22 protein-coding genes are annotated in these 26212 nt (G+C 65.3%); 5 read left to right on the top strand and 17 right to left on the bottom strand.

Features of this window, described 5'->3' with window-relative positions; genetic code table 11:
- The first annotated feature begins 5 nt into the window (after positions 1-5).
- Positions 6-1169, top strand: a complete 1164-nt coding sequence (locus OXH60_10750; protein ID MDE0712597.1) for an MFS transporter — start codon at positions 6-8, stop codon at positions 1167-1169.
- A 1-nt stretch (position 1170) separates the two neighbouring features.
- Complete coding sequence (locus tag OXH60_10755; protein MDE0712598.1) at positions 1171-2025, top strand: DUF4743 domain-containing protein; 855 nt, start codon at positions 1171-1173, stop codon at positions 2023-2025.
- A gap of 90 nt (positions 2026-2115) precedes the next feature.
- On the opposite strand, the gene OXH60_10760 is transcribed toward OXH60_10755, so the two are convergent.
- The 5 genes from OXH60_10760 to nhaD form a co-directional block, all read right to left on the bottom strand.
- Complete coding sequence (locus OXH60_10760) at positions 2116-2541, bottom strand: hypothetical protein (protein ID MDE0712599.1); 426 nt, start codon at positions 2539-2541, stop codon at positions 2116-2118.
- Positions 2542-2778: 237 nt separating this feature from the next.
- Positions 2779-4197, bottom strand: a complete 1419-nt coding sequence (locus OXH60_10765) for a TolC family outer membrane protein (GenBank protein MDE0712600.1) — start codon at positions 4195-4197, stop codon at positions 2779-2781.
- 99 nt (positions 4198-4296) lie between these two features.
- Complete coding sequence (locus OXH60_10770) at positions 4297-4770, bottom strand: NfeD family protein (protein MDE0712601.1); 474 nt, start codon at positions 4768-4770, stop codon at positions 4297-4299.
- A gap of 12 nt (positions 4771-4782) precedes the next feature.
- A complete protein-coding gene (locus tag OXH60_10775) occupies positions 4783-5823 on the bottom strand; it encodes an SPFH/Band 7/PHB domain protein (GenBank protein ID MDE0712602.1) in 1041 nt (346 codons plus the stop codon).
- Positions 5824-6397: 574 nt separating this feature from the next.
- Positions 6398-7798 carry a sodium:proton antiporter NhaD gene (gene nhaD / locus OXH60_10780; protein MDE0712603.1) on the bottom strand — a complete coding sequence of 467 codons (1401 nt, stop codon included), beginning with the start codon at positions 7796-7798 and terminating at the stop codon, positions 6398-6400.
- A 126-nt stretch (positions 7799-7924) separates the two neighbouring features.
- Between nhaD and OXH60_10785 the strand changes: the two genes are divergently transcribed.
- Positions 7925-8329 (top strand): VOC family protein, encoded by a 405-nt coding sequence (locus tag OXH60_10785; protein MDE0712604.1) that lies wholly within the window; start codon positions 7925-7927, stop codon positions 8327-8329.
- Between the two features lie 24 nt (positions 8330-8353).
- Here the strand turns inward: OXH60_10785 and OXH60_10790 are convergent, their stop codons facing one another.
- The 3 genes from OXH60_10790 to OXH60_10800 are packed head-to-tail and all read right to left on the bottom strand — an operon-like array spanning position 8354 to position 11584.
- The gene (locus tag OXH60_10790; GenBank protein ID MDE0712605.1) at positions 8354-9424 is read right to left on the bottom strand and encodes a maleylacetate reductase; all 1071 of its coding nucleotides are present in this window, start codon (positions 9422-9424) and stop codon (positions 8354-8356) included.
- A 30-nt stretch (positions 9425-9454) separates the two neighbouring features.
- On the bottom strand, positions 9455-10564 hold the full coding sequence (locus tag OXH60_10795) for a mandelate racemase (GenBank protein MDE0712606.1): 1110 nt from the start codon (positions 10562-10564) through the stop codon (positions 9455-9457).
- A 24-nt stretch (positions 10565-10588) separates the two neighbouring features.
- Entirely contained in the window at positions 10589-11584 is a 996-nt protein-coding gene (locus tag OXH60_10800; protein ID MDE0712607.1) for a hypothetical protein, read from the bottom strand.
- Positions 11585-11858: 274 nt separating this feature from the next.
- On the opposite strand from OXH60_10800, the gene OXH60_10805 reads away from it, so the two are divergent.
- Together OXH60_10805 and OXH60_10810 are read left to right on the top strand one after the other, a co-directional pair.
- On the top strand, positions 11859-14105 hold the full coding sequence (locus tag OXH60_10805; protein MDE0712608.1) for a 4Fe-4S binding protein: 2247 nt from the start codon (positions 11859-11861) through the stop codon (positions 14103-14105).
- A gap of 179 nt (positions 14106-14284) precedes the next feature.
- Complete coding sequence (locus tag OXH60_10810) at positions 14285-15082, top strand: phytanoyl-CoA dioxygenase family protein (GenBank protein MDE0712609.1); 798 nt, start codon at positions 14285-14287, stop codon at positions 15080-15082.
- Positions 15083-15088: 6 nt separating this feature from the next.
- On the opposite strand, the gene OXH60_10815 is transcribed toward OXH60_10810, so the two are convergent.
- From OXH60_10815 to OXH60_10855, 9 genes are all read right to left on the bottom strand, one after another.
- Positions 15089-16180, bottom strand: a complete 1092-nt coding sequence (locus OXH60_10815; protein ID MDE0712610.1) for a TRAP transporter substrate-binding protein — start codon at positions 16178-16180, stop codon at positions 15089-15091.
- A 177-nt stretch (positions 16181-16357) separates the two neighbouring features.
- On the bottom strand, positions 16358-17056 hold the full coding sequence (locus tag OXH60_10820) for a winged helix-turn-helix domain-containing protein (protein MDE0712611.1): 699 nt from the start codon (positions 17054-17056) through the stop codon (positions 16358-16360).
- A complete protein-coding gene (phoU, locus tag OXH60_10825; GenBank protein MDE0712612.1) occupies positions 17053-17775 on the bottom strand; it encodes a phosphate signaling complex protein PhoU in 723 nt (240 codons plus the stop codon). Before phoU ends, OXH60_10820 begins: the two co-directional genes overlap by 4 nt.
- Positions 17776-17790: 15 nt before the next feature.
- Positions 17791-18576 carry a phosphate ABC transporter ATP-binding protein PstB gene (pstB, locus tag OXH60_10830; GenBank protein ID MDE0712613.1) on the bottom strand — a complete coding sequence of 262 codons (786 nt, stop codon included), beginning with the start codon at positions 18574-18576 and terminating at the stop codon, positions 17791-17793.
- Entirely contained in the window at positions 18570-19838 is a 1269-nt protein-coding gene (gene pstA, locus OXH60_10835; GenBank protein ID MDE0712614.1) for a phosphate ABC transporter permease PstA, read from the bottom strand. Before pstA ends, pstB begins: the two co-directional genes overlap by 7 nt.
- Positions 19831-21183, bottom strand: a complete 1353-nt coding sequence (pstC, locus tag OXH60_10840; GenBank protein ID MDE0712615.1) for a phosphate ABC transporter permease subunit PstC — start codon at positions 21181-21183, stop codon at positions 19831-19833. The genes pstA and pstC overlap by 8 nt, the downstream gene beginning before the upstream one ends.
- A 53-nt stretch (positions 21184-21236) precedes the next feature.
- Positions 21237-22286, bottom strand: coding sequence for a substrate-binding domain-containing protein (locus OXH60_10845; GenBank protein MDE0712616.1), 1050 nt, complete (start codon positions 22284-22286; stop codon positions 21237-21239).
- 101 nt (positions 22287-22387) lie between these two features.
- On the bottom strand, positions 22388-23749 hold the full coding sequence (locus tag OXH60_10850; protein ID MDE0712617.1) for an ATP-binding protein: 1362 nt from the start codon (positions 23747-23749) through the stop codon (positions 22388-22390).
- 18 nt (positions 23750-23767) lie between these two features.
- The gene (locus tag OXH60_10855; GenBank protein ID MDE0712618.1) at positions 23768-26041 is read right to left on the bottom strand and encodes an NADP-dependent malic enzyme; all 2274 of its coding nucleotides are present in this window, start codon (positions 26039-26041) and stop codon (positions 23768-23770) included.
- Between the last annotated feature and the right edge of the window lie 171 nt (positions 26042-26212).

Below are 26212 nucleotides of genomic sequence, written 5' to 3' on the forward strand. Positions count from 1 at the left end.
GTCCCATGCCGGTTGTCCTGCTAATCGTCGCGATCGACATGATGGGGTTCGGGATCATCATCCCGATGCTCCCGTTCTACGCGGAAAGCCACGGCGCCAATCCCCAAGAGATCGCCCTGCTGATGACGACGTTCTCGGCGGCACAGTTGGTGACCTCGCCGCTCTGGGGCGGGCTGTCCGATCGATGGGGCCGAAAACCAGTACTGCTCACGACGCTTGCCTGCGGAATCGGCGCCTATCTCCTGCTGCTGCATGCCCAGTCCCTTACCGACCTAGTCATCGCGCGCGCCGCCGCGGGCGCGATGGCCGGGAACCTTGCGGTCGCCCAAGCGTACATTTCCGATGTGATGGCTCCCGAGGACCGCACGCGCGGCATGGGACTGTTTGGCGCCGCCCTATCGGTCGGCTTTGTAGCCGGGCCTGCCATCGGCGGCCTGCTGGCGGGAATGGATCCCGCGACGGCGGATTTCTCATCGCCGCTGCTGGCAGCGATCGGCGTTTCCGGCCTAGCGGTGGCGTTGGGCGCCGTCTTCATGCGCGAACCGCAACGCCGGCAAACGCCGGAAGCGGGCCGCAATCCCGTTCGCAGGCTCCTGCCCGCCTTTGCCGGTGGGTTCTGCGGCGGCCTCGTGTTCCTCTATTTCGGCGTGACCCTCGTGTTTGCGGGCATGGAGTCGACATTCGCCCTGTGGTCGGAGCGGGTGCTCCACTGGGGGCCACTCCACAACGGCTACCTCTTTGCCGGTGCCAGCGTGCTCGGCGTCCTGGTTCAGGGTGTGCTGGTGGGGCGGGTGGCCAGCCGGATCGGGAACCCGGCAACCACCGGAACTGGGATCGTGCTGTTGGCGGTCGGCATGGCCGGTATCGCGGCCAGCACCGATCTGATGCTCTTGGTCCCGTCCATTGTCGCGCTGGTGTTTGGCTTGGGATTTGCCAATCCGGCACTGGCCGCGCTGATCGCCGGAACCATCCGGAACAACAGCGCCGGTGCGGCGTTCGGCCTTGCGCAATCGGCGGCGGCGTTCGCCCGGATCGTCGGCCCAGCAGTAGCAGGCGCCGGTTTTCATCATGTCAGCCCAAGCTGGCCGTACATGGCGGGGGCCGTGTTTGCGGTGGTGATGGCGGTCGGCGCGCTGTGGCTGTTCAGCAAGTACGCGCCGGGAGACTGACGTGCGAGGGCTTCCAGCAATCATCAGCGCCTGCGCCAATGCAGACCTCAGGGATTTCGTCCCGTTGCGCATCGATGGAACGCTGGTCGGCCGCATTCATCACCGGCGCGTGCCGTACCTGCTCGAGCGCCTTCCCTGGTTGCAGCCAGGTGCCGACGTGCTGCTGTGGAACGGTGACGATCCCGCCATGCGCACGCGGAGGCTGGCCGAAGCACTGCCCGCACTGGCTGAGGCCGGGCTGGCACGCGCGCCCACCGGAGAACTGTTCGACGTCGTGCGACCGTTCGGCGGAAATCCGCTGGCACGGTGCGACCGCGCCCTGCTCCCTACGTTCGGATTCCCCGGGTATGGGGTCCACGTGGTCGGTTACGTCGCCGACGCCGACGGACCCTTGATCTGGATTCCCAGGCGCTCCCGCGACCGGGAAATCGCGCCCGGTCAGCTCGACAACACGATCGCCGGCGGCATTGCATCCGGCATGACGGTAGTCGAAACGCTCAGGAAGGAAGCGCAGGAAGAGGCGGGCCTGGCATCTCCTCTGGTGGACGCTGCGCGACCCACAGGAGCACTCGCGTACTGTCATCAGGAGGGCGAATTCCTCCGGGATGACACGCTGTTCCTGTACGACCTGCCGATGCATCAAGACATCCGTCCGCGCAATCTCGACGGCGAAGTAGAGGATTTTTCGCTGATGCCATGGCAGCAGGTCCTTGAGCTGCTGCGGAACGGCGCTTCCTTCAAGTTCAACTGTGGACCGGTGCTGATCGACTTCCTGTTGCGGCACGGCCTGATGGACCCGGACCGGGAGCCCGGCTACTCGAGCCTCGCTCGGGGGCTCCGGGGTTCCGCACGCTGATGCGATCCGCCGGCTGGCCGAACCGGACGGCCGCCCGCCCGTCCCGAAGCAGCTGACGAACGCGTCGCCGGCGTGGCGGTGGACAGGTCGTTACGTGGCGACGTCTGCTTCCGACAGACCGACCTGAACGATGCGCGGACGATCAACTCCGGCGACACCGACATACATCATGTGTTTCCCGTCCAGCTCCCGGGGTTGCACGCCCTGTTCGACGTGGACTGCCTGTCCGGTCAGCAGCATCGCAAACGGCGCCGCCTGACCTAGCGCCGCAGGATCGGAAGGAAACGTGAACGCGGTGCCCGGCGTGCTGCTGTACTGGGTCTTCCCGGTTTCGTCCGTGACCCAAATTTCCGCCAGTACCGTCGCCGCCACGACGCGAGACAAGACGGCGTTGATGTCGTCGGCGCTGGCGCCGGCGCGCGCGGCGACATCCACGTAGTGCGCCACCAACTCGGCTGCCGCCCGCATGTGACGGGCGGCAGCACGTTCCGTGTCGGTCAGCTTCGCATCAGCCACTTCCATTCCTCCCGGGCACCCAGGCGTGGTATCGCCGGCCACCTGACCGACCCATCGAGGCACATACATACCCGGCGTCACGCTCACGTGGGAACCGGTACCCCGGTCCCTTTGTGCGGCTGACCCACCGGCATCGAATGACAGGGAGTTCCAACTGGGTTGACCGGGTGGCACGGGCTCGGCCGTTTGCGACCGCTGCCGCAGGTACGCTCGGCCGGCACATCACCTGTCTCCCCGCTACCGCAGGTCTCCGATCCTGAGACCGCCCACGGCCTCCAGCAGGCGATAGCTCTCCACGATCCGGTCCCGCTCCGCTGTCAGCGCTTCGATCTCCTGCTCAACCAGAATGCGCTGGGCATCCAGCACTTCCCGTAGCGAGCGTTTGCCGACATCCGCCTCGTGCCGAATATGCTCGAGAGCGGTTTCCGATGCCATCACCGCCGTCAAGATCGCCGCGCTGCGCTCCCGTGCGGTCTGCAGGTTGTGCCATGCGCTCTCTGTCTTCTGCGCGGCTTCCAGCCGCGCCGCCATCCATTCTTCCCGGCGTTGCAGGTAAATCCGCTTGGCTTGGTTCAGACGGCCCTTGACCGCGCCGGCCTGGTAAATCGGTATCCGAAGCTGGATGCCGGCGCTGATGTCCGCCCTGCGTTCCCTGGCCACCGAATCCGGACTCGTCAGGGGAGCACCAGGCAGGAAGAAGCGTTGGCCCCGATCGTGCTTGTTCGTCACCGACATGGACCCCACGATATCCACCGTCGGGCCGGCCTCGCCGTGGATGGCACGCATTGCATGCTCGGCCGCATGCAGGGCGTGTTGCGCTACCAGCACAGCCGGTCCCAGGTGCTCGGCTGCCCGGCGGGCGTCGTCGAGCGTCGGCGGCAACAGCATCGGATCCGGCTCGGCGGCGGGTTCGAGCCGACCCGGCGGCGTGCCAACCAGCTTCTCCAGCAGGGACCGCTCAATCGCAAGCTGAGCGCGGGCGGACAGAATGGCGGTAGCCGCAACCGCCCGTTCGGCTTCGGCCTGGGCGACATCGCTTCGCGTGCGCTCGCCGACCTCAAACAGGACACGTGCCTCCCGGGCGCGCTCCTCGAATGCGGCCAACGCCTCCTCCCGCAGCGCGACCGTATGCTCGGCCAAGAGGGCATCCAGATACGCGACGGCTACGCGCAACAGTACGCTCTGCTGGACGCCCTGTGCCGCCGCAATGCTCTGGCGGGCGGTGCGGCGCGCGTGGCGCAGCTTCTCGGTATCACTGCCGCCACGGTACAAGCTGTGGTTGTACACGAGCCCGAGCGTGAACCGCCCCGTGGTCGAGTACCCCGCATTGTCACCTTCCTGGATGGCGGTCGTATCCAGCCAGTTGTAGGCGGCGTCGGCGCGGGCAAACCCGTGGACCGTGGGAAACCACGCGGAGCGGGCCACCGAAACCGCGGCGTAATCGGCGTGGGCGGCTTCGCGGGCCGCCCGCACGGTGGGATTTGCCGACGCGGCCAAGACGAATGCTTCTTCCAGGGAAAGACCGCGCGCCGATGGAATGGTTGCCGCGATTGCGGCCAATACGGTCACGATCGCCTTACGCGCCCGCTGATCTCCTCTCGCCCACAGCCAGTTCAGGATCAGAAACCGCTTCCGGCGCACACTGGTGTCTCTCATCCGCCGGTCGCAAACCGCCCGAAGCATGGTAGCCGACACGGGACGAGAACTGTCGGCCGGGACCTGCCGCGATGACCACGGGGTACCAAGCGCCCACCATCACTTGTGAACGCGACGAACCAGCAGGGTCAGGCCTTCCGCCCCGACCACCTCGATTTCCGTGCCGACTTGGAGCGTCTCGCCCGTCTCGGTGCGGACCTGCCAGACGCTATCGTCAAACGCCACGCGGCCCCGGCCACCGTTAAGCGCGTCGGTGAGCACCGCTCGCCGGCCCAGATATTGGGCAGTGCGGACGTTGAGGTCGGGACGGTCGCTGGCCGGGGCCCGCCGCCGTCCGATCGCGTACTCCCATGCAAAGGCCGCGGCGCCCGAAGTCAGGGCCAAGATCAGGATCTGGTAGCGCCAGTCGAGGTCAGGCACGAACGCGACGATGATGCCCACCACGAAGCTTCCCGCAGCAGGCCAGACCAGCACCATCGAAGTGATGAACGCCTCCACCACCAGGAGCGCGAGTCCGAACGCCCACCAGTGCCAGAATTCGATGGCCCATAGCCATCCGATCAGGACATCCACCGTGTTCGGTCCCTAGTCGCCCGCTTTCGGGACCGATGCCCGCGCCGTCGCCGCGGGCTCCGTCAATTCGTCTGCAGCGGCGTCCACGGGCACGGTCTCCGTCGGCACCGACGGCCTGCCTCCGTCCTTACCGAACACCGACTTCGCAATCTCGGCAATCCCGCCAAGGCTGCCGATCAGGTTGGAAGCCTCCACCGGGAACAGCACGACCCGCTGGTTGGGTGCAGCGGCAAGGCTACCAATCGCGCTCACGTACTTCTGGGCCACGAAGTAGTTGATCGCATTGATGTCACCGGCCGCGATGGCGGCCGACACGGAGGCCGTGGCGTGGGCCTCGGCCTGCGCTTCGCGCTCACGCGCCTCCGCATCGCGGAACGCCGCCTCCCGCCGGCCCTCGGCCTCCAGGATGGCCGCCTGCTTGAGCCCTTCCGCACGCAGGATTGCCGATTGCTTGTCCCCTTCCGCCTGCAGCACCTCTGCGCGCTTGTCGCGCTCGGCCTTCATCTGTCGCCCCATCGCCTCCACCAGGTCCGCGGGAGGCCGGAGATCCTTGATCTCCACACGTGTCACCTTGACTCCCCAGGGGTTCGTAGCCGTGTCGATGACCTGCAGGAGACGAGCATTGATGTCGTCCCGCTTGGACAGGATGTCGTCCAGCGACATCGCGCCGAGGACGCTTCGGATATTGGTCAACGCGAGGTTGATCATGGCGCCCTTCAGGTTCTGCACTTCGTAGGCGGCGCGGGGGGCGTCCACAACCTGGAAGAAGGCAACGCCATCGGCGGTGATCGTGGCGTTGTCCTGTGAAATCACGTCCTGTGAGGGAATGTCGAGTACGGTTTCTCGCATCGACAGCCGCTGCCCAACTCGGTCGATGATCGGCACGATCAGCCGCAATCCCGGCGGCAGGGTGCGCACGTAACGGCCGAAGCGTTCGACGGTCCACTGCTCGGCCTGCGGCACCTGCTTGACGCCGGACAGCACGATGACGGCCATCACGGCCACCACGGCGATGACGAAAACAAGGAACGGACTCAGGCTGTATGCCTCCATGGCAAAGGGCTCCCGTTGATCGAATGCAGCGCCAACAGCTCAATGTCGCATGATTCGTACGCCTTGAGCAAAATACACACGAATACAAGCCAATACACGTTGCCATCGAGGTGCCGCCCCGCGCGGTCCGGCGAAGCAACGATGGCCCCGGCAGCCGTAGGCAGGCGTCCCGACTGGCCATTATCTGCCGGCTCGGTCCCGGCGCGTGATCCGGCGTCGATGCCGGGCGGCACGGAGCACCGTACCCGGTTGGCGGACCGACGCCACCGCGGTGCGCCGGAGCGGTGTCGAACCGCGCCCCCGTGAACGAGCCTCCCGACTGATGCAGTTCCCGGCCAGAACCGATACCTGAGGTTCAGCCCGGCGGCCGGCACCTCGGTAGCGTCGGCCGACATACCCTAATACACTGTTTCGCCGCCGTTCTTGCGGCGGCCGGACGGGCGGCTACGCAGCTGGGCCCATGCAAGCCCGTCCTTGCGTGAACTGAGCCTGACCCAGTGCGTCTTGAGGCTCGGAATCAGGTAGCCGCGGCGCAGCAACCGAGCGCCATGCCGCAACCCCGGGTTTCCGCAGACTACGGCAAGGGAATCGGAACGAGGTCGAACAGCGCTTCATTCCACAGCAAGTGCACCCAGATCCCGACCGCGTAACCCACCGCGATCACGGGCGTCCACCGGAGGTGCGAGAAGAAGGTGTAGATCCCGCGGGCCTGTCCCATCAGGGCAACGCCCGCGGCCGAGCCGATCGAAATCATGCTGCCGCCGACGCCCGCAGCGTAGGTCACCAGCAGCCACTGTCCCTCATCCATGGACGGGAAAGCCGTCAGCACCGCGAACATCACCGGAATGTTGTCGACAATCGCGGACAGGACCCCGACCAGCGAGTTGGCCCACGTGTTGCCAAGCCCGCCGTAGACCACTTCAGTGGACAGGGCGAGATAGCCGAAATTGGCCAATCCGCCCACGCACATGAGGACCCCGTAGAAGAAGAACAGCGTGTCCCATTCGCCGCGGCCGACGGTCTTGAAAATGTCGAAGACGTCATCGTCGGCGCGCGCCTGGCCGAGATCGCTGCGCCGGAGGAGCAGGCTGTACCAGCAGAGCACGCCGAAGCCCGCCAGCATTCCGAAGGCTGGCGGAACGTGGAACAGCTGGTGGGACGACACCGTGAAGCAGATCGTCCCCAGGAACAGCGCGACGATCACAAGGGCACCGGTGCGGAGTTGCACCGTGTCCGACTCGACCGTGGGATGCCCGTCCGGAACCGCGAAATGCATGACCGCCGCCGGGATCAGGAAACTGACCGCTGACGGCACGAAGATCGCGAAGAAATCCCAGAAGGACAGCACGCCCTTCTGCCAGACCATCAGCGTGGTGATGTCGCCAAACGGGCTAAACGCGCCACCCGCGTTGGCCGCCACCACAATGTTTGCAGCTGCGATGGCAACGAACCGGGGCTGTCCCTTGCCCACGGCCATCACTACTGCGCACATCACGAGTGCGGTGGTCAGGTTGTCCGCGATGGGCGACAGAAAGAAGGCGATGATGCCGGTGATCCAGAACACCTTCCGAAGGCCAAACCCCCGGGAAACGAGCCAGGCGCGCAGCCACTCGAAGACGTTCCGCTCCGTCATCGCATTGATGTACGTGATCGCGACCAGTAAGAAGAAGAACAGCTCGGCGAATTCCAGGAACGTGTGCCGGAAGGCGTCCTGCAGCGCATGCTGCTCGGCACCGGTATCCCGGGCAGCGATCGCCAGCAGGACCCAGATCGCGGCGCCGCCGATCAGCACCGGCTTGGATTTCCGGATGTGGGTAAATTCCTCCGTCATGACCACCAGGTAGGCGATGACGAAAATCACCAACGCAAACAACCCGATCGGGGCCGTCGTGAGACCAAGATTCATTCCGCCGGACGCCTCGGCGGCAAGAGCCGGGGTCGGGGCGAGCAGCATTAAGGCGGCGATGAAGCGCATAGTACTCACTCGGAAGGGAACTGCCGGTAGCGACAGGGACCCGTATAGCCGAGCGCTCCGTCCGCCGCCACTGCCTGCTGCTTGCACTATGCTTGCCAAACCCCGACCTGCGATTGGGAGGCCGGTATGGCAGTCCAGCTACGTTCTCTCGACCATGTGACCGTGTGCACCCGTGATCTCGACGCTTCGTTGGCGTTTTATCGCGATGTGCTCGGATTGGAACTTGCCGACTGGCGGCCCCCGTTCAAGTTCGACGGGGCCTGGCTGGCACTTGCCGGACACGCTGTCGTGCATCTGGTGACCGGCCGGCCGGCGGAGAATCCCACCGGGGCCGTCGACCATTTCGCGATTGCCGGCGCGGGCTCGCCCGAAGCCGCGAAAGCGGAGTTGACGTCGAGAAGCATCGCGTTCGACGAGCGCGTGACCCCGGACGGGCGATTTCGTCAGCTGTTTATCGTGGACCCTGACGGCGTGAAGATCGAAATCGTGTTCGATCAGACGCGCCCGACGACCGGAAGCGCTACCGCCTGAACACCCGTCACCGCCCAGGCCCGCTCACTCGGGTGCGGGTGCCGTTCCTCGCCAAGCGTTTTCGATCATAGTCCGCAGCGGCACGGCCGCGAGCGGCCGCGGATTCTCGCACGGGGCGGCGAGGATCATGGCAACTGCCTGTTCGATTCCCGCTTCGGGAAAGCCCAGGTCCCGAAGGGCCACGGGGGCGCCGACCCTCCGCATGAGGTCGAACATACTTTTCGCCGGATGCGTGTCGGCGGTACCAAGCGCCCGGCTGATGCGGGTCATCGCGTCGGGGGCCGCGTCCGCGTTGTACGCGATGGCGTGGGGCAGGAGAGCCGTGTGCGTATCAGCGTGCGACAACCCCCAGCTCCCGCCGACCACGTGGGCCGCCTTGTGATGGAGCGCAATTCCCGCTGATACGATCGGCTGTCCGCATAGCCAGGCCGCGCGAAGGCCGAGGCCCCATCCGTCCAGACTGCGCGGATCGGCCGCCAATTGCTCGAGCGCCCGCGCCATCATGCCCAGCCCCTCTTCGGCCAGCAACGAAGCAAAGGGATTGGCGCCGGGACTGTAGAACGCCTCGACGGCATGCGCGATCGCGTTGAAGCCGCTTGGAATGGCAACTTCCCGCGGCAGGCCGCGCACGACCTCCGGATCGTAGATGATGGTCACCGGCAGCATCCGCTCCGACTGATGCAGCCGCTTCACGCCGTCTTCCAGCATGCCTTCCAGGTTGGTCGACTCGGAGCCGGAGAATGTCGTCGGGATGGCGATGATCGGGATGTCCGCCACGTGGGCGATCATCTTCGCGAGACCGATGGCGGACCCGCCCCCGTAGGCCACCAATCCGTCCGCCTCGGCTTGCCGGGCCGCTTCTCGAGCGACCGCGACGACCTCAACGGGAACGTGCGGGCGGGCCTCGGCGCAGACAGCGCCAACCTGACCGTGGAATCGCCCGGCCAGGTCTTCCGCCACCGCGCGTCGGCCGGGCGTGCAGCAGACCATGACCCGGGAGACTCCGAGCCGGCTGATCTCTTCCCCCAAGTTGCTGAGCGCGCCGGGGCCATAGACCACTCGGCCGGGAAGACCGATGTGGACGAACTTTTCCACTGCGTCTGGCAACCGCAATCGGTCCGCAGCTCAGCTGAGGATGGCGGTCTGCTTGCGTTCGATCAGATCGAAATCGATCTCAGCGCCGATACCAGGTCGGCTCGGCGGATAGACGAGACCATCGGAGTCCGGGCTCAAGTCCTCGACGAGGCCGTACTTCTGGGCGTCCGCCGGCAGCAGCACCTCGAAGAATTCCGTGTTGGGAATGGCGGCGATCACGTGCAGGTTGGCCCAATTGTTGTGCGAGTTGCCGCCGTGATGAACCTCGTAGTTCATCCCGAACGCCTCAGCCAAATGCGCGGTCTTCAGAATGCCGGTAATTCCGCCTTTGACCGCCACGTCGCCGCGCAGGTAATCGGTCGCTCGCATCATGATCCACGGGACGTATGCCGTGAACCCGCCTGGCGAGTACTCGGTCGCCATCAGGGGAATGTTCAGCTTTTCCCGAAGCTTGACGCAGTTGTAGATGTCGTCGTCGGCAAGCGGATCCTCGTACCAGTAGAACCCGAGTTCCTCGATGGCGCGGCCGACGCGGATCGCGTGCTGGAAGGAGTAACTCCAGGTCGAATCTAGCATGACCCGGTAATCGTCCCCGACGGCCTGCCGCACGGCGCGGCACACCTCGATATCTTCCGCCCAGCGTGTGGGAGGGTGAATCTTGTAGGCCGCCCACCCGGCTTCCTTGATCCGCACCGCTTCCTCGGCATACGCCTCCTTCGATGGCAGCAGCGCTGACGACGCGTACGCCGGCACGCTGTGCCGATACGTGCCGATCAACTGGTGCACGGGCAGTCCGGCCGCCTTTCCCGCCAGGTCCCACAGCGCGATGTCAGCGGCGCCGATGGCGCGCCAGGCCACGGCACGGTTCCGGTGGCAGAGGTCGTCGTACAGCCGTTCACGGTCGAGCGGATTTCGCTCCATCAAGAGCGGCTTCAGGTGGCGGATGAAGTCGGGGCCGTCGGCGTGCGCGCCGTCGAGCGCCGACCCCAGGAACGCATGCCCCTCGAGGCCTTCGTCGGTGTGGATCGTCACCAACCCCATCTCGCTGGTGCCACCGAAGATCCCGGTGTGGCGGTTGTAGGACGTAGCGGGAATGTCGTCCCACTGAAACAGCGTGACGGTGACGTCGGTGATCTTCATGGATCCTCCAGCCGGGACGGCGGTTCAGTGGGCAGTTGGGCGCAGATCGGCCCAGGTGGCGCGCATCCATTCCACACAGGCGACGGCTTGCTCGAACAGCGAGTACTGACATCCCTCGCCGTAGTCCAGGTTGGGAATGAACTCGGTCGAAATCTGGCCAAGCGTCGCCGCGTCGTCGGCAGCGTGGTGTCGCAACAGGGCCCGGATCACTTCCTTCCACGGCTCCAGGGCAGCTTCCCGCCATTCGGTGTGATATTCGCCGGGTGCTGGCTGCTTGAACGGATACTGGATTCCCCGGCCGGGGTTCCCGTCCTCATCGACCGCGGCGACATTCTTAGGATTGTTGGGAACCGCGGCACGGGCATGGCAGTGACGCACCCAGCCGAAATCGATCCAGCGCTGGCAAACGTTTCCCGGCGCGTACGGATCCAACACGATTTCACCGGCGGCCACCGCCTCACGGATCCCGCCGATATCCTGTTCTTCGGGGTTGTCGATCTTGAAGATTACGTGGCTGTGGTCGAGCGTCATGTTGAACGGCACGCCGTGCGACTCGACCGATCGCCCCACGGACTCCACGCGACGGAAGTCCTCCGACCACATGTTGACGTGAACCTCGAAACAGGGCGTGACGCCAATCCGGTCTCCTGCCTCGGCGGCCCGCAAGCAGGCGCTGACCACTTCATCGTCCGTCACTTCGTGGCCATCGGCATGATTCGCCAGGAACTGCACGTTGTGCACCAGCGAGCCCAGTTCCCGACCAACCTCCAGATTGTGGACGAGCAAATCCTCGTCACGCCCCAGCGTGTAGAACCAGCCTCCCGCACGCACAGGGATCCCGTACTTGTCTCTCGCCGCCAGGAACTCCCTCACCTCGCCCGGCGCCGGGGTCTTGTCAACGTAGTCGAACACGCCGGCGTCCCGGACCATCCGGAACCGGGTATCGATCTCCGGCATCGGGTCTGCGTGCGTGTGCTTGATTCCGTTGGTCTGGATGCCAAACAACAGGTCCGTCGCCAAGGCTTGGCCCTCCCCGTTCGCCACCCAGGCGTCCGTCGTGGGGCAGGGGTACGGGCAATGGATGCCGGGCAGCGCTGGTCCGCAAGCATAGTGGCACCAGGCGGCGGCCGGGGCCGGCGTCGCGGTGCAGCATCGCCCGCCGGTTCCCGGCATCCCTTCCCGGGCGACAAATGGCTATGGTTCTGACCGGCACCGGGCCGTTGACCGTTCTCGACCGCGCTGGACAATCGCGGGGTTTGGACCGGTGTCCCTGGCTGCACTGGGAGTGAGACCCATGCGGGCATTGCTGATCGTCTGCGCGCTGCTGGTGGCCGGACTGGCCCCGCACCCGCCCCGCGCGGTGGCCCAGGCCGACGAATCCACGCCGACGAAACTCCAAGGCTACGGCGAGGAAGAAGCGTACCCCGTGCCCCTCGCCACCTGGACCAACCCGGGCCTGGGCGCTGACTGGCTGTCGTTCCAGTTGGTGCAGGAACTCTTCGCGGACGCAGACGCCGTCGAGCCGATGGAATCGGACCCGCCAGTGGCGCCCGTCTTCGCGGGCGGGGTTCTGCAGGGGTACATGTTCGTGACCCGCGACATCACGGAATCGCTGGGATTCTCGTCGCTTGAATTCCTGATCGCCGTCGGGCTGCGGCTGGACGGGACGCTGGCCGGAGCCCGGGTGGTCGCGCATCGCGAACCCATCATCGATCTCATCATGCTGCAGGACCTGGTGCCCCGGTTTGCACGCCAGTACGTGGACGTGGACATTCGGGCGCCGCTCAGGGTGCAGCTGACCCAGTCCAGTGAACCCGGCTCCATCGACGGCATCTCGTCGGCCACGATCAGCGCCGTGCTCTTCAATGAGGCGATCCTGCGGGCGGCCCGGATCGTCGCGCGGGCAAAGGGCATCCGGCTGCACGATCAGCCGGTGCTGGACATCGTGACATTCCACCCCCGAGGGTTTGATGCACTGGTCGAGCACAACACCATCGGGCGGCTGCGGATTTCGAAGGACGCGGCCGCGGCGGTCGGCGTCACAGAGCCCGACCTGTCTGCCAGCGGAATGGGCGCGGCCGACCTGTACGTCTACGCCAACGAACGCGCCAGCCGCGCGGCGACTCCGCCCTTCCCGGAAGACCTGCTGCTGGACATCTACGCCGGCCCGGCCATGACGCCGACGGTCGGCCGGAATCTGCTCGGGAACACGTGGCACGACCTGTTCGTCAGCGGACGTAACCCGAACGATCTCATGCTCTGCATCATGACGATCGGTCCGTACTCCATCGACGGCGAAAAGCATCTGTCGAGCGGACCGTTTCGGCGCCTGCGTCTGCTGCAGGAGGGCCAGACCTTCGAGCTCAGCAAGGACCGCTATCGCTACCTCGGGTTCCTCCACGGAACGGACAAGCCGGACTTCGGCGAGATCGGCCTTTTCTGGATTCCGGCCGAAACCGGAATTGACCCGGTCAAACCCTGGACACTGGAAGTGCTGGTGGAGGACCAGGAGGGAGCCAACGGGGCCTGGTTCGGGCTGGACTACGTGCTGGACGACCAGTTTGTGCTGCTGCCGACCAACACGGCGGTGCTCGCGGCTGATCACGACGCGCCGGTCTGGGTAGCCGCATGGGACGCCCAGCGCGTCAACATCGCCATTCTCGTGACTTCCCTGGTGGTCCTGAGCGGCATCCTGGCAGTGCACGGCAGGTTGTCCCGGAGACCGGTCTTGCTGCAGTGGGTCCGACTCGGGTTCCTCGGCTTCGTGCTCGTCTGGATGGGCTGGTATGCGGGTGCCCAGGTGACCATTCTCAACATCCTGACGTGGCTGCAGTCGGCGGTCTCCCAGACCGGGCTAGCCGTCCTGCTGTCGGATCCACTGATCGTGCTCGTCGCGGTGTTCGTCCTGGTCACGTTCTTCCTGTTTGGCCGCGGAATCTATTGCGGCTGGCTGTGTCCCTTCGGCGCGCTCCAGGAACTGCTCGGCAAGGCGGCACAGGCGCTGCGAATCCGGCAGTTCGTGCCGAGCTACCGGGCGCACCAGTGGCTTTGGCCGGTGAAATACGTGGTCCTCGCCGTCCTGGTCGCACTGTCATTCCACGATATGGACCTGGCGGGCACTGCCTCGGAAATCGAACCCTTCAAGACCGCCATTTCACTGCGGTTTGATCGAGCATGGCCGTTCGTCCTCTATGCCGGCGGTCTGCTGGTGGCAGGGGTGTTCATCGAGCGTTTCTTCTGCCGGTTTCTCTGCCCGCTCGGCGCGGCACTGGCCATCGGCGGCAAGTTGCGGATCCGGAATCCCCTGAAGCGCCGCGACGAGTGCGGCTCCCCGTGCCAGCTGTGCGCACGACGGTGCCCGATCAACGCGATCGCACCCAACGGCTCGATCCGCATGGACGAGTGCTTCTACTGCCTTGACTGCCAAGTGATCTACCACGACGAGCACGTATGCCCGCCACTGGTCCGGGCACGGCGTCGACAGACCGCGCCGGACATGACGGTCGGCGCCACGCCGGCGGTGGCGGCCGTCAAGGACTGAAGCCGGCCGCACCCTTGCCGGAAAACCCGGACACGGACCGCCAGCCTGAGGCGGGCCGCATCGCTTCCGGGGCTTCCGAACTTGCGCCCACCGGCGCATCTGACCTACCTTCCACCGCCAACGCGCCTTGGCAGCACAGGTGGCGGCGAAATCGGCGCTGGCGCCGGCCGGAGGGGGCCATGGCACGACTTTCAGATGCGCAGGTGGAAGCCTACGGGCGCGACGGCCACGTCACCGCCGATTGGCGCTTGCCCGCCGAGACCATCGAAGCGATGCGCAGCGCGCTCGACAAGCTTGTCGACGCCAACGGCCACATGACCAGCGACAACATGTTCTGTCCGCACCTCCGGAAGGCCGGCACGCAGGGGCTCGAAGGCGATGACGCCTGGCTGGAATTCGCCCGCATCCCCGAGGTGCTTGACATGGTGGAGCAGCTGATCGGGCCCGACTTTCTGCTCTGGGGCTCCACGGTGTTTGGAAAACCCGCGAATGTGGGCAAGGAAACGCCATGGCACCAGGACGGGGAGTACTGGCCCATTTGCCCGCTCGCCAGCTGTTCGGCCTGGATCGCAATCGATGACGCCTCTTCGGAGAACGGCTGCCTGCGCGTGCTCCCCGGCACCCATCGCAACCGTCACATCCTCCAGCATCACCGACGCGAGGGCGAGGACATCACCCTGAACGAGGAACTGTGCGATCCGTCGGTCGACTACACGACTGCGCGCGACATCGTCCTCGAGGCCGGCCAGATCTCCTTTCACGACGTCTTCCTAGCGCACGGCAGCGCGCCGAACCGGTCGGGTCGGCGGCGGGCCGGCTACGTCTGTCGCTACATGCCGACGACGTCGGTGTGGGACCGCCGGCTCGGCAAGGCCCTGGAAGAGCGATCCGGCACCGTCGAGTTCGCGAAGCGGGACCTGTACCTTGTGCGCGGCCGCGACGTTTCCGGGCAGAACACCGTCGTGACCGATCGCTGATACGGGCTAGAGGTAGCCGAGGTCCCGCCAGAGCTTGTACCGCTCCCGGAACGTCGTCAGCGAGTCCCAGACGCGCGCGAAGTCCGCATCTGCCGCGGCCTCCGCCGCCACGACTTCCTCCCAGGCGGAACGAAACGTCGCCAGCATGGCTTCCGGCCACGTGTGGATCGTCACGCCCTTGCGCTGCAGCTCCTCGAGCGCAGCGATCTGAATGGTTTCGCCTTCCGCGATCGAGTGCCGGAAATTGTCTCCGCAGACCGTTTCGATCTGCGTCTGCCGTAGCGGTGAAATGCTGTTCCAGCGATCCATGTTGATCATCAGCTCGAAGTTCGTGGACTGCTGATGCCAGCCGGGGAAGTAGTAGTGCTTGGCCACCTGGTAGAAACCGAGGTTCAGGTCGATCGCCGGCATGGAGAATTCGGTCGCGTCGATGGTTCCCAGTTCAAGAGCCGGAAAGATGTCACCGCCGGCCAGCAGCTGCGTGGAAGCACCGACCCGGTCCATCACCTTGGCGCCCAGACCGAAGAAGCGCATCTTCAGGCCCTGCAGGTCATCGACGCTCTCGATCGGCTGCCGGAACCAGCCGGACGCCTCCGGCGGGATCACGCCGCACAGGATGCCGCGGATGTTGTGCCGGGCGTAGATCTCCTCGAACAGCTCCTTGCCGCCGCCGAAGTAGAACCAGGCCATGTACTCGTTGGCCGGCGGCCCGAACGGAACCGCCGCAAAGAGCTGCAACGCAGGCACCTTCCCGGCCCAGTAACCCGGCGTCGACCAGCCGGCGTCGAGCCCGCCGCTGGACACCGCATCGAAGATCTCGAGTGCCGGCACCAGCGCACCGGGATCGAAGAACTTGATCTGCACGGCACCGTCCGAGACGGCTTCGACCTGATCCTGAACCCGAATGCCGAGTGATCCCAGCTGCGTGAGCGATCCGGCGAACGTGCTCGCCATCTTCCAGCGCACGGTGTCCTGCACGACGGGCGCCGGCGCGGCTTCCTCCGTCTGGGAAACCGGCTCGCCGCCGCCGCCCGCGAAGTACGTGATCAGTACGCCGACGGCAACTCCCGCCAAGCCAAAAAGGATTGCATTCCGCATGTGCGGACCTCCTGAAACAACACGCCGGGGATCGCCGGACCACAGTCGCGGGCGGACCGCACCATTCCAGCTTGGCGGCCGAATTGCAACGATTGGCGGCCCGCCCCGAGGCAACGTCAGAGCCGCGACCGCGGGGGCGGCGCCCCCCGGGCGCCCGGGAGATCGGACCGGCCCGAACTACGTGCTGTCGACGTCCAGCGCGTAGCCGGTGGCCCACACGGTTCGAATCAGGTCTAGGCCGCCGCCTTCGTTAAGCGCCTTTCGCAGCCGCCGGATGTGCACGTCGACGGTGCGTTCCTCGACGTAGATGTTCTCGCCCCACACCGAGTCGAGCAGCTGCTGGCGCGTGAACACGCGCTCCGGAGCCTCGATCAGCTTGCGCAGCAAACGGAATTCGGTCGGCCCCAGGTGAACCCGCCGGCCGGCCCGACTGACTCGATGGGTCACCGGGCTCAGTTCGAGATCGTGGTAGAAGTACGATTCTTCGTGCTCGTCGGCAGCATGGCGGCTGCGCCGCAGAAGTGCACGCACCCGCGCCAGAAGCTCCGCCGTCGAAAACGGCTTCACCATGTAATCGTCCGCCCCGCCGGAGAATCCCTGCAACATGTCCTTTTCCGTCTTGCGGGCGGTGAGGATCAGGATGGGGAGCTTGCTGGTTGACGGCTCGCGCCGGACCGCGCGGCAGATGTCAACGCCCGAAACGGTGGGCAGCATCCAGTCAACCACCGCTAGGTCCGGCAGGTTCCTGCGAAGCATGTCAAGCGCCTGGGCGCCGTCGTCCGCTTCGTCGACTTCCAGGCCGCCGGCCACCAGGTTGTAACGGATCAGATCACGAATCTCGTCGTCGTCCTCGACGACCAGAACGCGGTGGGTCATGTCGGATCGTCAGGTGACGGCGCGCCCTCCATGAGGAAGCCCCGCCCCCGAGGGCGGTCCTCGGACGCCCGGGTCCCGGTCGTCACGTAGTCCACGAGCTCTGCAATGTTGGTCGCATGATCCGCGATGCGTTCGAGATTCTTGGCCACGAACAGCAGGTGGACGCCCGGCGTGATGCGGTGCGGGTCCTCCAGCATGTGGGTCAGGAGCTCCCGGCACAGGGCGACGTACATGTCGTCGAGTTCCCGGTCGCGATGCCGGATCGACTTTGCCTGATCGACGTTGCGGTCGCGGTACGCATCCAGTGCATCCTTGAGCATCGTGTGTGAGGCGTCGCCCAGTTTCGGAAGCGCGTAGAGCCCCGGCACCTCCCTCGTTTCACACAGAACGATGGATCGTCGCGCCATGCTGGCCGCGAGGTCCCCGGCACGCTCCAGATAGCCTGCGATCTGGATCGCGGAGATCGTCATGCGCAGATCCTGTGCGACCGGCTGGCGGAGCGCAAACAGCCGTTCGACCTGATCCTGGATATCTTGCTCGTAGCGGTCGATCTCTGAATCCTGCTCAATGATCCGCGGGGCCGACTCGCTGTCGCGTTGCGCGACCGCCGTGACGGCGCGCGCAATCTGAGCCTCCACCAAACCGCCCATCTCGAGCAAGCTGCGCTCGATCTTGTCGAGATCCTCGGTGAAAGCTTTGACCGTATGTTCGGCGGGCATGCGCAGCTCCTGCGGCTATCCGAAGCGACCTGTGATGTAGTCTTGGGTCGACGGTTCGGAAGGATTGGTGAAGATTCTTTGTGTCTCGTCGAACTCGATCAACCGGCCCAGATTCAGGAAGGCCGTCTTTTGCGAGACGCGGGCTGCCTGTTGCATGTTGTGGGTCACGATGATGATCGTGTACTCGGACTTGAGTTCGTCGATCAACCCCTCGATCGTCGCCGTGGCGATCGGATCAAGCGCCGAACACGGCTCATCCATCAGCAGCACATCCGGGCGTACGGCGATTGCGCGAGCAATGCAGAGGCGTTGCTGCTGACCGCCCGACAGGCTGGTTCCCGGCTGGTCGACCCGGTCTTTGACCTCATCCCAGATCCCGGCTCGTCGCAGGCTGGTTTCGACGATTTCGTCGAGGTCGCCCCGCGTCGGCGCCATGCCATGGAGACGAGGACCGTAGGCCACATTGTCGTAGACGGACTTGGGGAACGGGTTCGGTTTCTGGAACACCATGCCGATGCGCATTCGCAACTGCACGACATCGACATCCGGGCCCGCGATGTCGCTGCCGTCAAGCAACATGCTTCCGGTGCTTCGGCAGTCGTCGATCAGATCATTCATGCGGTTAAAGCATCGGAGGAAGGTTGACTTGCCGCATCCGGACGGTCCGATAAACGCGGTGACCTCGCGTGACATGATGTCCAGGTCGATATCGAAGAGTGCCTGCTTCGCGCCGTAGTAGACCGACACCGCGCGCGCTACCAGCTTTGGCTGCGGGTTGGAGAGAACGCTTACGTTCACCATTGCTTCTCGAACTTTCGGCGGAGATAGACAGCGAGTCCGTTCATCACCAGCAAGAAACCCAGAAGCACAATAGTCGCGGCAGCTGTCTTCTCGGCGAAGCCGCGCTCCGGACTGTCAGCCCAGAGATAGACCTGGGCTGGAAGCACCGTGGATGGGTCAGTGAAGCCACCCGGGATTTCCACGACAAAGGCGACCATCCCCATCATCAGCAATGGCGCCGTCTCTCCCAATGCCCGTGCCATACCGATAATGGCTCCCGTCAGCGTGCCCGGTGCCGCGGCCGGCAGCACGTGATGGAAGATGGCCTGCACCCGGCTCGCGCCCAGCCCGATCGCCGCCTCGGCAAATGACGGCGGCACCGCCCGGATGGCTGCGCGCGAGGAGATGATGATGGTGGGGAGTGTCATCAGGCTCAGCACGAGACCGCCGGATATCGGGGCGGACCTCGGCAGTCCGAATACGTTCAGGAACACCGCGAGGCCTAGCAGCCCAAAGACGATCGAAGGTACCGCAGCAAGATTGTTGATGTTGATTTCGATCAGCCGGGTAATCCGGTTCTTCGGAGCGAACGCTTCCAGATATACGGCCGTCATCACGCCAACCGGGAACGAGAGCACGATGGTCACCAGGAGCGCCAGTGCAGAACCGACGATGGCGGCAAGGATTCCCGCTTCCTCCGGGTTGCGGCTGTCGCCTCGCGTGAAGAAGCTGCGGTTGAAGCGCAGGTCGATGCGCCCGGCTTCCTCGAGCGCGGCGATGCGGGCCAGGGAGGCATCCGAGATGGGGCGCTCCTCTTCCGGCAGGGCGGCGTCGATCCGCCCCTTGTAGAACTGGTCGACCGGGTCCGACGCCAGTACCCACACGTCCTCCACAGTCCCGATGATGGCGGGATCCGCCTCAACCGTCTCCCGCAGGACAAACACTGTGCCTGCGCTCACCAATCCCGCCAGCGCCCGGCGCTCCGCACGCGAACTGCCAGCGTTGGGGAACAACTCCAACAGACTCGTGCGCAGCATCTTCCGGTAGCTTCCGGCTTCGATGAGCTCCTGGTCGAAATTGACCGTCAGCCGCACTTCGGTCTGCACGAAACCCATGTAGCCGCGGCTGACGATGCTCGCGAGAAATACGACCAGGAAACCCAAAGCCGCCGAGATCGCGAGAATCCCGTACAGCTGGAACCGCCGTTCGGCCCGCTTGCGCCGTAGCAGCAACCGGTTGGCCGCCGCCTGGGAGCTGATCGTCGTGGGGGCGTAGCTACTCATACCGTTCGCTGTACTTCTGGACGACCCGAAGTGCGACCACGTTGAGGGCCAGAGTCACGATGAACAACGTGAGTCCCAGTGCAAAGGCCGCCATGGTCTTTTCCGAATCAAACTCATGGTCGCCGACCAGCAGGGTGGCAATCTGGACCGTCACCGTCGTTACGGCCTCAAACGGATTCGCCGTCAGGTTGGCCGCCAGACCGGCCGCCATCACCACGATCATCGTTTCGCCGATCGCGCGCGAGATCGCGAGCATGAAGCCGCCGACGATTCCCGGGGTGGCCGCCGGCAGAATCACGCGTTTAATCGTTTCCGAGGCCGTGGCTCCAAGACCGTAAGAGCCCTCGCGGAGGGACATCGGCACGGCAGTCATGATGTCATCGGATAGGGATGACACGAACGGGATGATCATGATGCCCATGATCAGTCCTGCAGCCAGCGCGCTCTCCGAGGAGATGGTGAGCCCCAGGTCCACACCCAGATTGCGCATGCTCGGCGCCAGGACGAGCGCCGCGAAGAACCCGTAGACGACGGTCGGGATCCCGGCGAGGATTTCGAGCAGCGGCTTGATCACGGCGCGGACCCGAGGGTGGGCGTACTCCGCGAGATAGATTGCCGACATCAGGCCGATCGGACCGGCCACCAGCATCGCGATGACCGTGATCAGCAGGGTGCCGGCGAACACCGGCACGGCCCCGAAGGCACCGGATGCGGCGACCTGGTCTTCACGCAGCGCGATCTGCGGAGACCATTCCAGACCGAAGAAGAACTCGAACGGCGAGACCAGCTGGAAGAATCGGAAGGTCTCGAACACCAGAGACAGCACGATCCCGACGGTCGTCAGAATCGCGATGATCGATGCAATGAACAGCGCCACCAGCAGCGCTGTCTCAACCCGATCGCGGGCCGTCAGCTCCGGACGAATCCGTCGCCAGCCCCAGAAGAATCCGAGAACGGAAACTGCCGTTACCAGGGCGAAGCGCGCCGCTGCGCTGAGATTCTCAAGGTTCAGCAGCAGTTCCACCGACGCCATCGGAACGTGATCGGTCACCACGCCCGCAGCGGCATTCTCGATCGAAACGTAGAGCAGCGTAGCCGCCGTACCCGACAGGTCCGGAAAGTCGGAGAGGACGAGATTGCGGATGACCTGGTCATCGACGACGGTCCATACCGCATAGACGAGGGCTGCCGGCACCACCGTCCAGAGCGTCCCGTACCAACCGTAGTGCCCCGGAAGTCCGGGCAACGACCGTTGCGGCGCCGCGCTGATTCGCGCGCGCGAGGCGTAGAACGCGCCGACACCGAACAGCGCGATGATCAGGAGAGGGAGGTACGACAGCAACATGGGAAACGAAAGGGGCGGCGCGAAAGCCTGGGCCACCCCCGTCCTGGTTGCGATCAGAGGCTCTCAAGCGGGGTTAGATTAGCGGCATCGTCGCCAAACATCGTCCGCTCGTCGGTCGGGAGAGGGATCAGGCCCCGGTCCGTCAGGTAGCCCTCGTCACCCCAGGCGTCATCGCTGGTGAAGGCGGAAATGTACTCGCGGATTCCGGGGATCACGCCAACGTGCGCTTTCTTCACGTAGAAGTAGAGCGGCCGGGACACCGGGTAGGCCCGCGTCGCGATGTTCTCGAACTCGGGTGCCACCCCGTCGATGGATGCGCCCTTCACAGCGTCACGGTTCTGGTCGAGGAACGAAAAGCCGAAGACGCCGAAGGCGTTGGGGTTCTCGGCCAGCTTCTGCACGATCAGATTGTCGTTCTCGCCTGCCTCGATGTAGGCCCCGTCTTCTCGAATACCTCGGCAAATCGCCTTGTAGCGGTTCTTGTCTTCCTGCTCGATGGCCTGCAGCCCCGGGAACGTCTTGCATCCGCCCTCGACGGCAAGCTCGTTGAAGGCGTCGCGCGTGCCGGAGGTCGGCGGCGGGCCCAGCACCTCAATGGCAACGTTAGGAAGGGCAGGGTCGACGTCCGCCCACGTCTGGTTCGGATTGTCGACCAGCTTGCCACCTTCTTGATTGCCTTCCGGTACCTGCTTCGCTAGGGCGAGGAAAAGGTGGCGCAACGTGAAGTGCGCCTCCGGGACGGTCTTCGCGTTGGCGATGACGATGCCGTCGTAGCCGATCTTGATCTCGACGACGTCCTGGACACCGTTCGCCCGGCACTTCTCAAGCTCGCTACTCATCATGCGGCGAGAGGCATTGGTGATGTCGGGGTGATCGGTTCCAAGGCCGGCGCAAAAGAGCTTCATGCCGCCACCGGATCCGGTGGCTTCGATCTTGGGTGTCTTGAAGTCCGAACCCCGGCCGAAGTTCTCCGCGACCACGGTTGCGAAGGGATAGACGGTCGAGGATCCGACGATGTTGATCTGGTCGCGTGCCTGAGCGGTACCGGCCACGGCGGCTACGGCGCCCGCGACGAAGACTGCGGCGACGAGACGAGTGTGCATGGTGCGGAATGCTCCTGAAGAGGATGCAGGGCTAGAGCCGGCCCCGTTTCCACCATTGGTACCTGATACCGTCGTCACCAATTGTGTATGGAATACGAAGATTATGTGACAGTCGGGTCGAGCGGCGGCGGCGGCAAGCCTTCGAATGTCACGCTGATCGCGCAACCGACGCCCGGCTCACTCTGTACATCAAGGGCGGCGCCATGTCGGCGGGCAACGTGCTTCACGATGGCGAGTCCGAGCCCGTGGCCAGGGATACGGCGGTTGCGGGCCTGGGCGGATCGGTAGAACCGCTCGAATACGCGTTCCGTTTCGCCCGGCGGAATGCCTTCGCCGTCATCGGTCACCGTGATCCGGGCTGGCTTCGGGCCCACCTCCACGCGGACGCTCCCTCCCTGCCGGCCATGCTTGATCGCGTTGCTGAGCAGGTTGGTCAGCAGTTGGCGCAGTTGGTCGGCATCGCCGGTCACTTCAACCGGATCGGTCGGCACCTCCACCTTGACGTCCATCGACTGGACCGCGGCCTGCCACGTCAGGTCCTCCGTTACCGCGCGGGCAAGCGGAACCAGATCCACCCTGCCGTCAGGCGGCAATGCCTCGCTCATCTCGACGGCCGACAGATGGATCATGTCGTCGACTAGCGTCACCATCCGGCCCGCCTGCTTGCCGAGCCGGTCCAGGTAGAGGGTCCGCACCTCGGGGTCGTCGCGCCCTGGCCCCTGCAATGTTTCCACCATGCCGAGAATTGCCGTCAGCGGTGTCCGGAATTCGTGGCTGGCGTTGGCGAGGAACGTCGTCCGGGCCGTCTCGCGGGGCGTGGAATCGGCAAGCTCCAGGCAGACCATGACCCGGCGCGGCGCGGCCCCGGCATTCACCTCGAACGGATGCACCGACACCTGGTACAGGCTGCCGTCCTGGGCCGGAAGCCGGCACTGGACCGTCTGCACCGTACGCTCACGCCCGGCCGTGTCGACCGCCTGCAGGCAGGCCGGCACGCGGGTGAGCTCGGGTAGTGCGTGGCCGGGCGGGGTCTTCTGGAACAGTTTCGCAGCGGCGGCATTGGCGTCGGTCACCCTGCCGTCGGGATTCAGCGTCAGCACCGGCATGGGCAGCGCGAGCAGGAGTCCGTCGAGGAACCGATCACGGTCGGCGACACCGGAACGGATGCGGCCCACCTCGGATTCCAGTTGACCGAGGTGCCGGGAAAGCTCGCGAAGGCTTCCGCCGAAGACTTCCGCATGGGCGCCGGAATCTCCGTCACGCATGGCCCGGACCCATCGGACTAGCCGCCGGGAATCGCGGACCTCCAAGAGGGCAATGCCGACCCCGAGTACGAGCGTGGCGCCCCAAACTGCGAAAGCGACCTGCCAGTCCAGCTGCGCCGTGGCGACCGCCCCCAGCAGCACCACGCCCGGCGGCGAGGCGGTGCGCAGGACCGCTCGGAATACCTCGGCAATCGGCACAGAGCTGCAGCTCCTGAACTACTCTCCGTCTACAGCCCCGTGCGCCGCCAGGATGGCGGCCGTGACGATCTCCGACACGCGTGCGCCCATCCGCGTGATCTGCGCCGAATGCGTCAGGCCCGTCAGCATCGGACCGAGGATCTGGCACCCGCCCGTCTCGCACAGCAGGTGGACGGCAATGCTGGCGGCGTGCAACCCCGGCATTACCAGCACGTTGGCGGGCCCGTCCAGTCGGCAAATCGGGTAATGCTCCTGCAGATCGGTGCGCAACGCGATATCCGGCGCCATCTCGCCGTCGTAGGCGAAATCGGCCTCGCGCTCGTCCAGGATCTCGACAGCCCGTCGCACCCGCTCGGTTTCCGGACTCATGGGCTGACCAAAGTTTGCAAACGACAGCAGGGCAACCTTCGGTTCATGGCCGAAGCGGCGTGCCGTCGACGCCGCGCCAACCGCGATGTCGGCGAGCTGGGTCGGCGTCGGCGTCTCATGGATCGTGCTGTCAGCAATGAACAGCGTCCGCCCCCCGGTCACCGCGATCGAGAGGCCGAAGATCTCGCCGTTGGCCGGCGGGTCGATGACCCGCCGGATGTCGGCCAGCGCCGAATACTGATTGCGGGTGGTCCCGGTAACCAGCGCATCCGCATCGCCGAGCGCGACGGCACAGGCGGAGAACACGTTGCGGTTGCGGTTGACGAGACGTTGGCAGTCGCGCCTCAGGTAGCCCTTGCGGGCGAGGCGCCCGTACAGGAAGTCCGTATAGGCGTCGGTACGCGTGCTGACGGCGGCATTGAGGATTTCCAGGCCCGCGGCCGACCGGATGCCCAACCGGTCCATGCTGGCCAGCACGCGCTCTTCGTTGCCCACGAGCACCGGGGTGCCGTAGCCCTCGTCCCGCCAGCGCGCGGCCGCGCGGATCATCCGGCTCTCGTCCCCCTCGGCAAACACCATGCGCCGCGGCGTGGCGCGCACCCGGTCACCCAGTACCTGCATGAATGACGCCGTCCGGTCGAGCCGCGTGGCCAGGGTGCGCTGGTACTCGACTGCATCACGAATCGGGCGCTTGGCAACGCCGGAGGCGATGGCTGCCTCCGCCACCGCCGGCGGAATCTGCGTGATCAGCCTCGGATCGAATGGCTTGGGAATGATGTGTTCCGGACCGTAACGCAGGGTCCGTCCGGCATAGGCCGCCGCCACCTCGTCAGGGACATCCTCGCGCGCGAGCGCCGCGAGGGCCTCGGTGGCGGCGATCTTCATCTCCATGTTGATCGTGGGGGCCCGCACATCGAGCGCGCCCCGGAAGATGTACGGGAATCCCAGAACGTTGTTGACCTGGTTCGGGTAATCGGAACGGCCGGTCGCGACGATCGCATCTTCCCGCACCTCGGCCAGGTCCTCCGGCCGAATCTCCGGGTCCGGATTGGCCATCGCAAAGACGACCGGTTTTTTTGCCATCGACCGCATCATGTCCGCGGTGAATGCTCCCTTGGCCGACAACCCGAACGCCACGTCCGCCCCCTTCAGGGCATCCGCAAGCGTGCGGTCGCTGGTGCGGACGGCATGGGCGGACTTCCACTGATTGACCCCGTCCCGTCCCTGGTAGATGACACCGGAGCGGTCGCAGAGCACGGTGCTGCCCGGCTGGCACCCCATGGCCTGGAGCAATTCGGCGCACGCGATCCCCGCCGCCCCGGCGCCGTTGATGACGATGCGCGTGTTCTCGAGGGTCCGACCGGTCAAATCGAGCGCGTTCAGCAGCCCGGCAACCGCGATGATCGCCGTGCCATGCTGGTCATCGTGAAAGACGGGAATATCGAGCGCGGCGGACAGCTGCTGCTCGATGATGAAGCACTCGGGCGCCTTGACGTCCTCGAGGTTGATCCCGCCCCAGCTGCGGGCAACCGTCCGAATGGTCTGGACAAACTCGTCCACGTCTTCGGTATCCACCTCGATATCGATCGCGTCGATGTCCGCGAAGCGCTTGAACAGGACGGCCTTGCCCTCCATGACGGGCTTCGAGGCCAGGGCTCCGAGATTGCCGAGACCGAGCACCGCGCTGCCGTTGGAGACCACGGCCACGGTGTTGCCCTTGGACGTCAGGTCAAAGGCCGCACTCGGATCACGCTCGATTTCCAGGCAGGGAATGGCGACGCCGGGAGAATATGCGAGCGAGAGATCCCGGGCCGTCACCAGGGGCTTGGTGGGAGCGATTTCCAATTTGCCCGGCTTGCCGCGACGATGAAACTCGAGCGCCTCCTCGGTGGTGTAGCTGTGAAGCGGCGTCTGGTCGGTCATGTGCGATTCCGGGTGCATCGGGCCAAACTGGCCGCACCCGTGCCCTGTCCTGTCTTCGGAGATTCCTGGGTGCCCGGGTACCACGCGCGGAACAGGGTCGCACATCCGCCTTCAGAGCAGGCAGGCAACCGAATCCGGCCCAAGCGCCTCATTGCACCTTGCATCGTAGCG

It is taken from the genome of Rhodospirillales bacterium, assembly GCA_028824295.1.
GTDB lineage: Bacteria > Pseudomonadota > Alphaproteobacteria > TMED109 > TMED109 > VXPW01.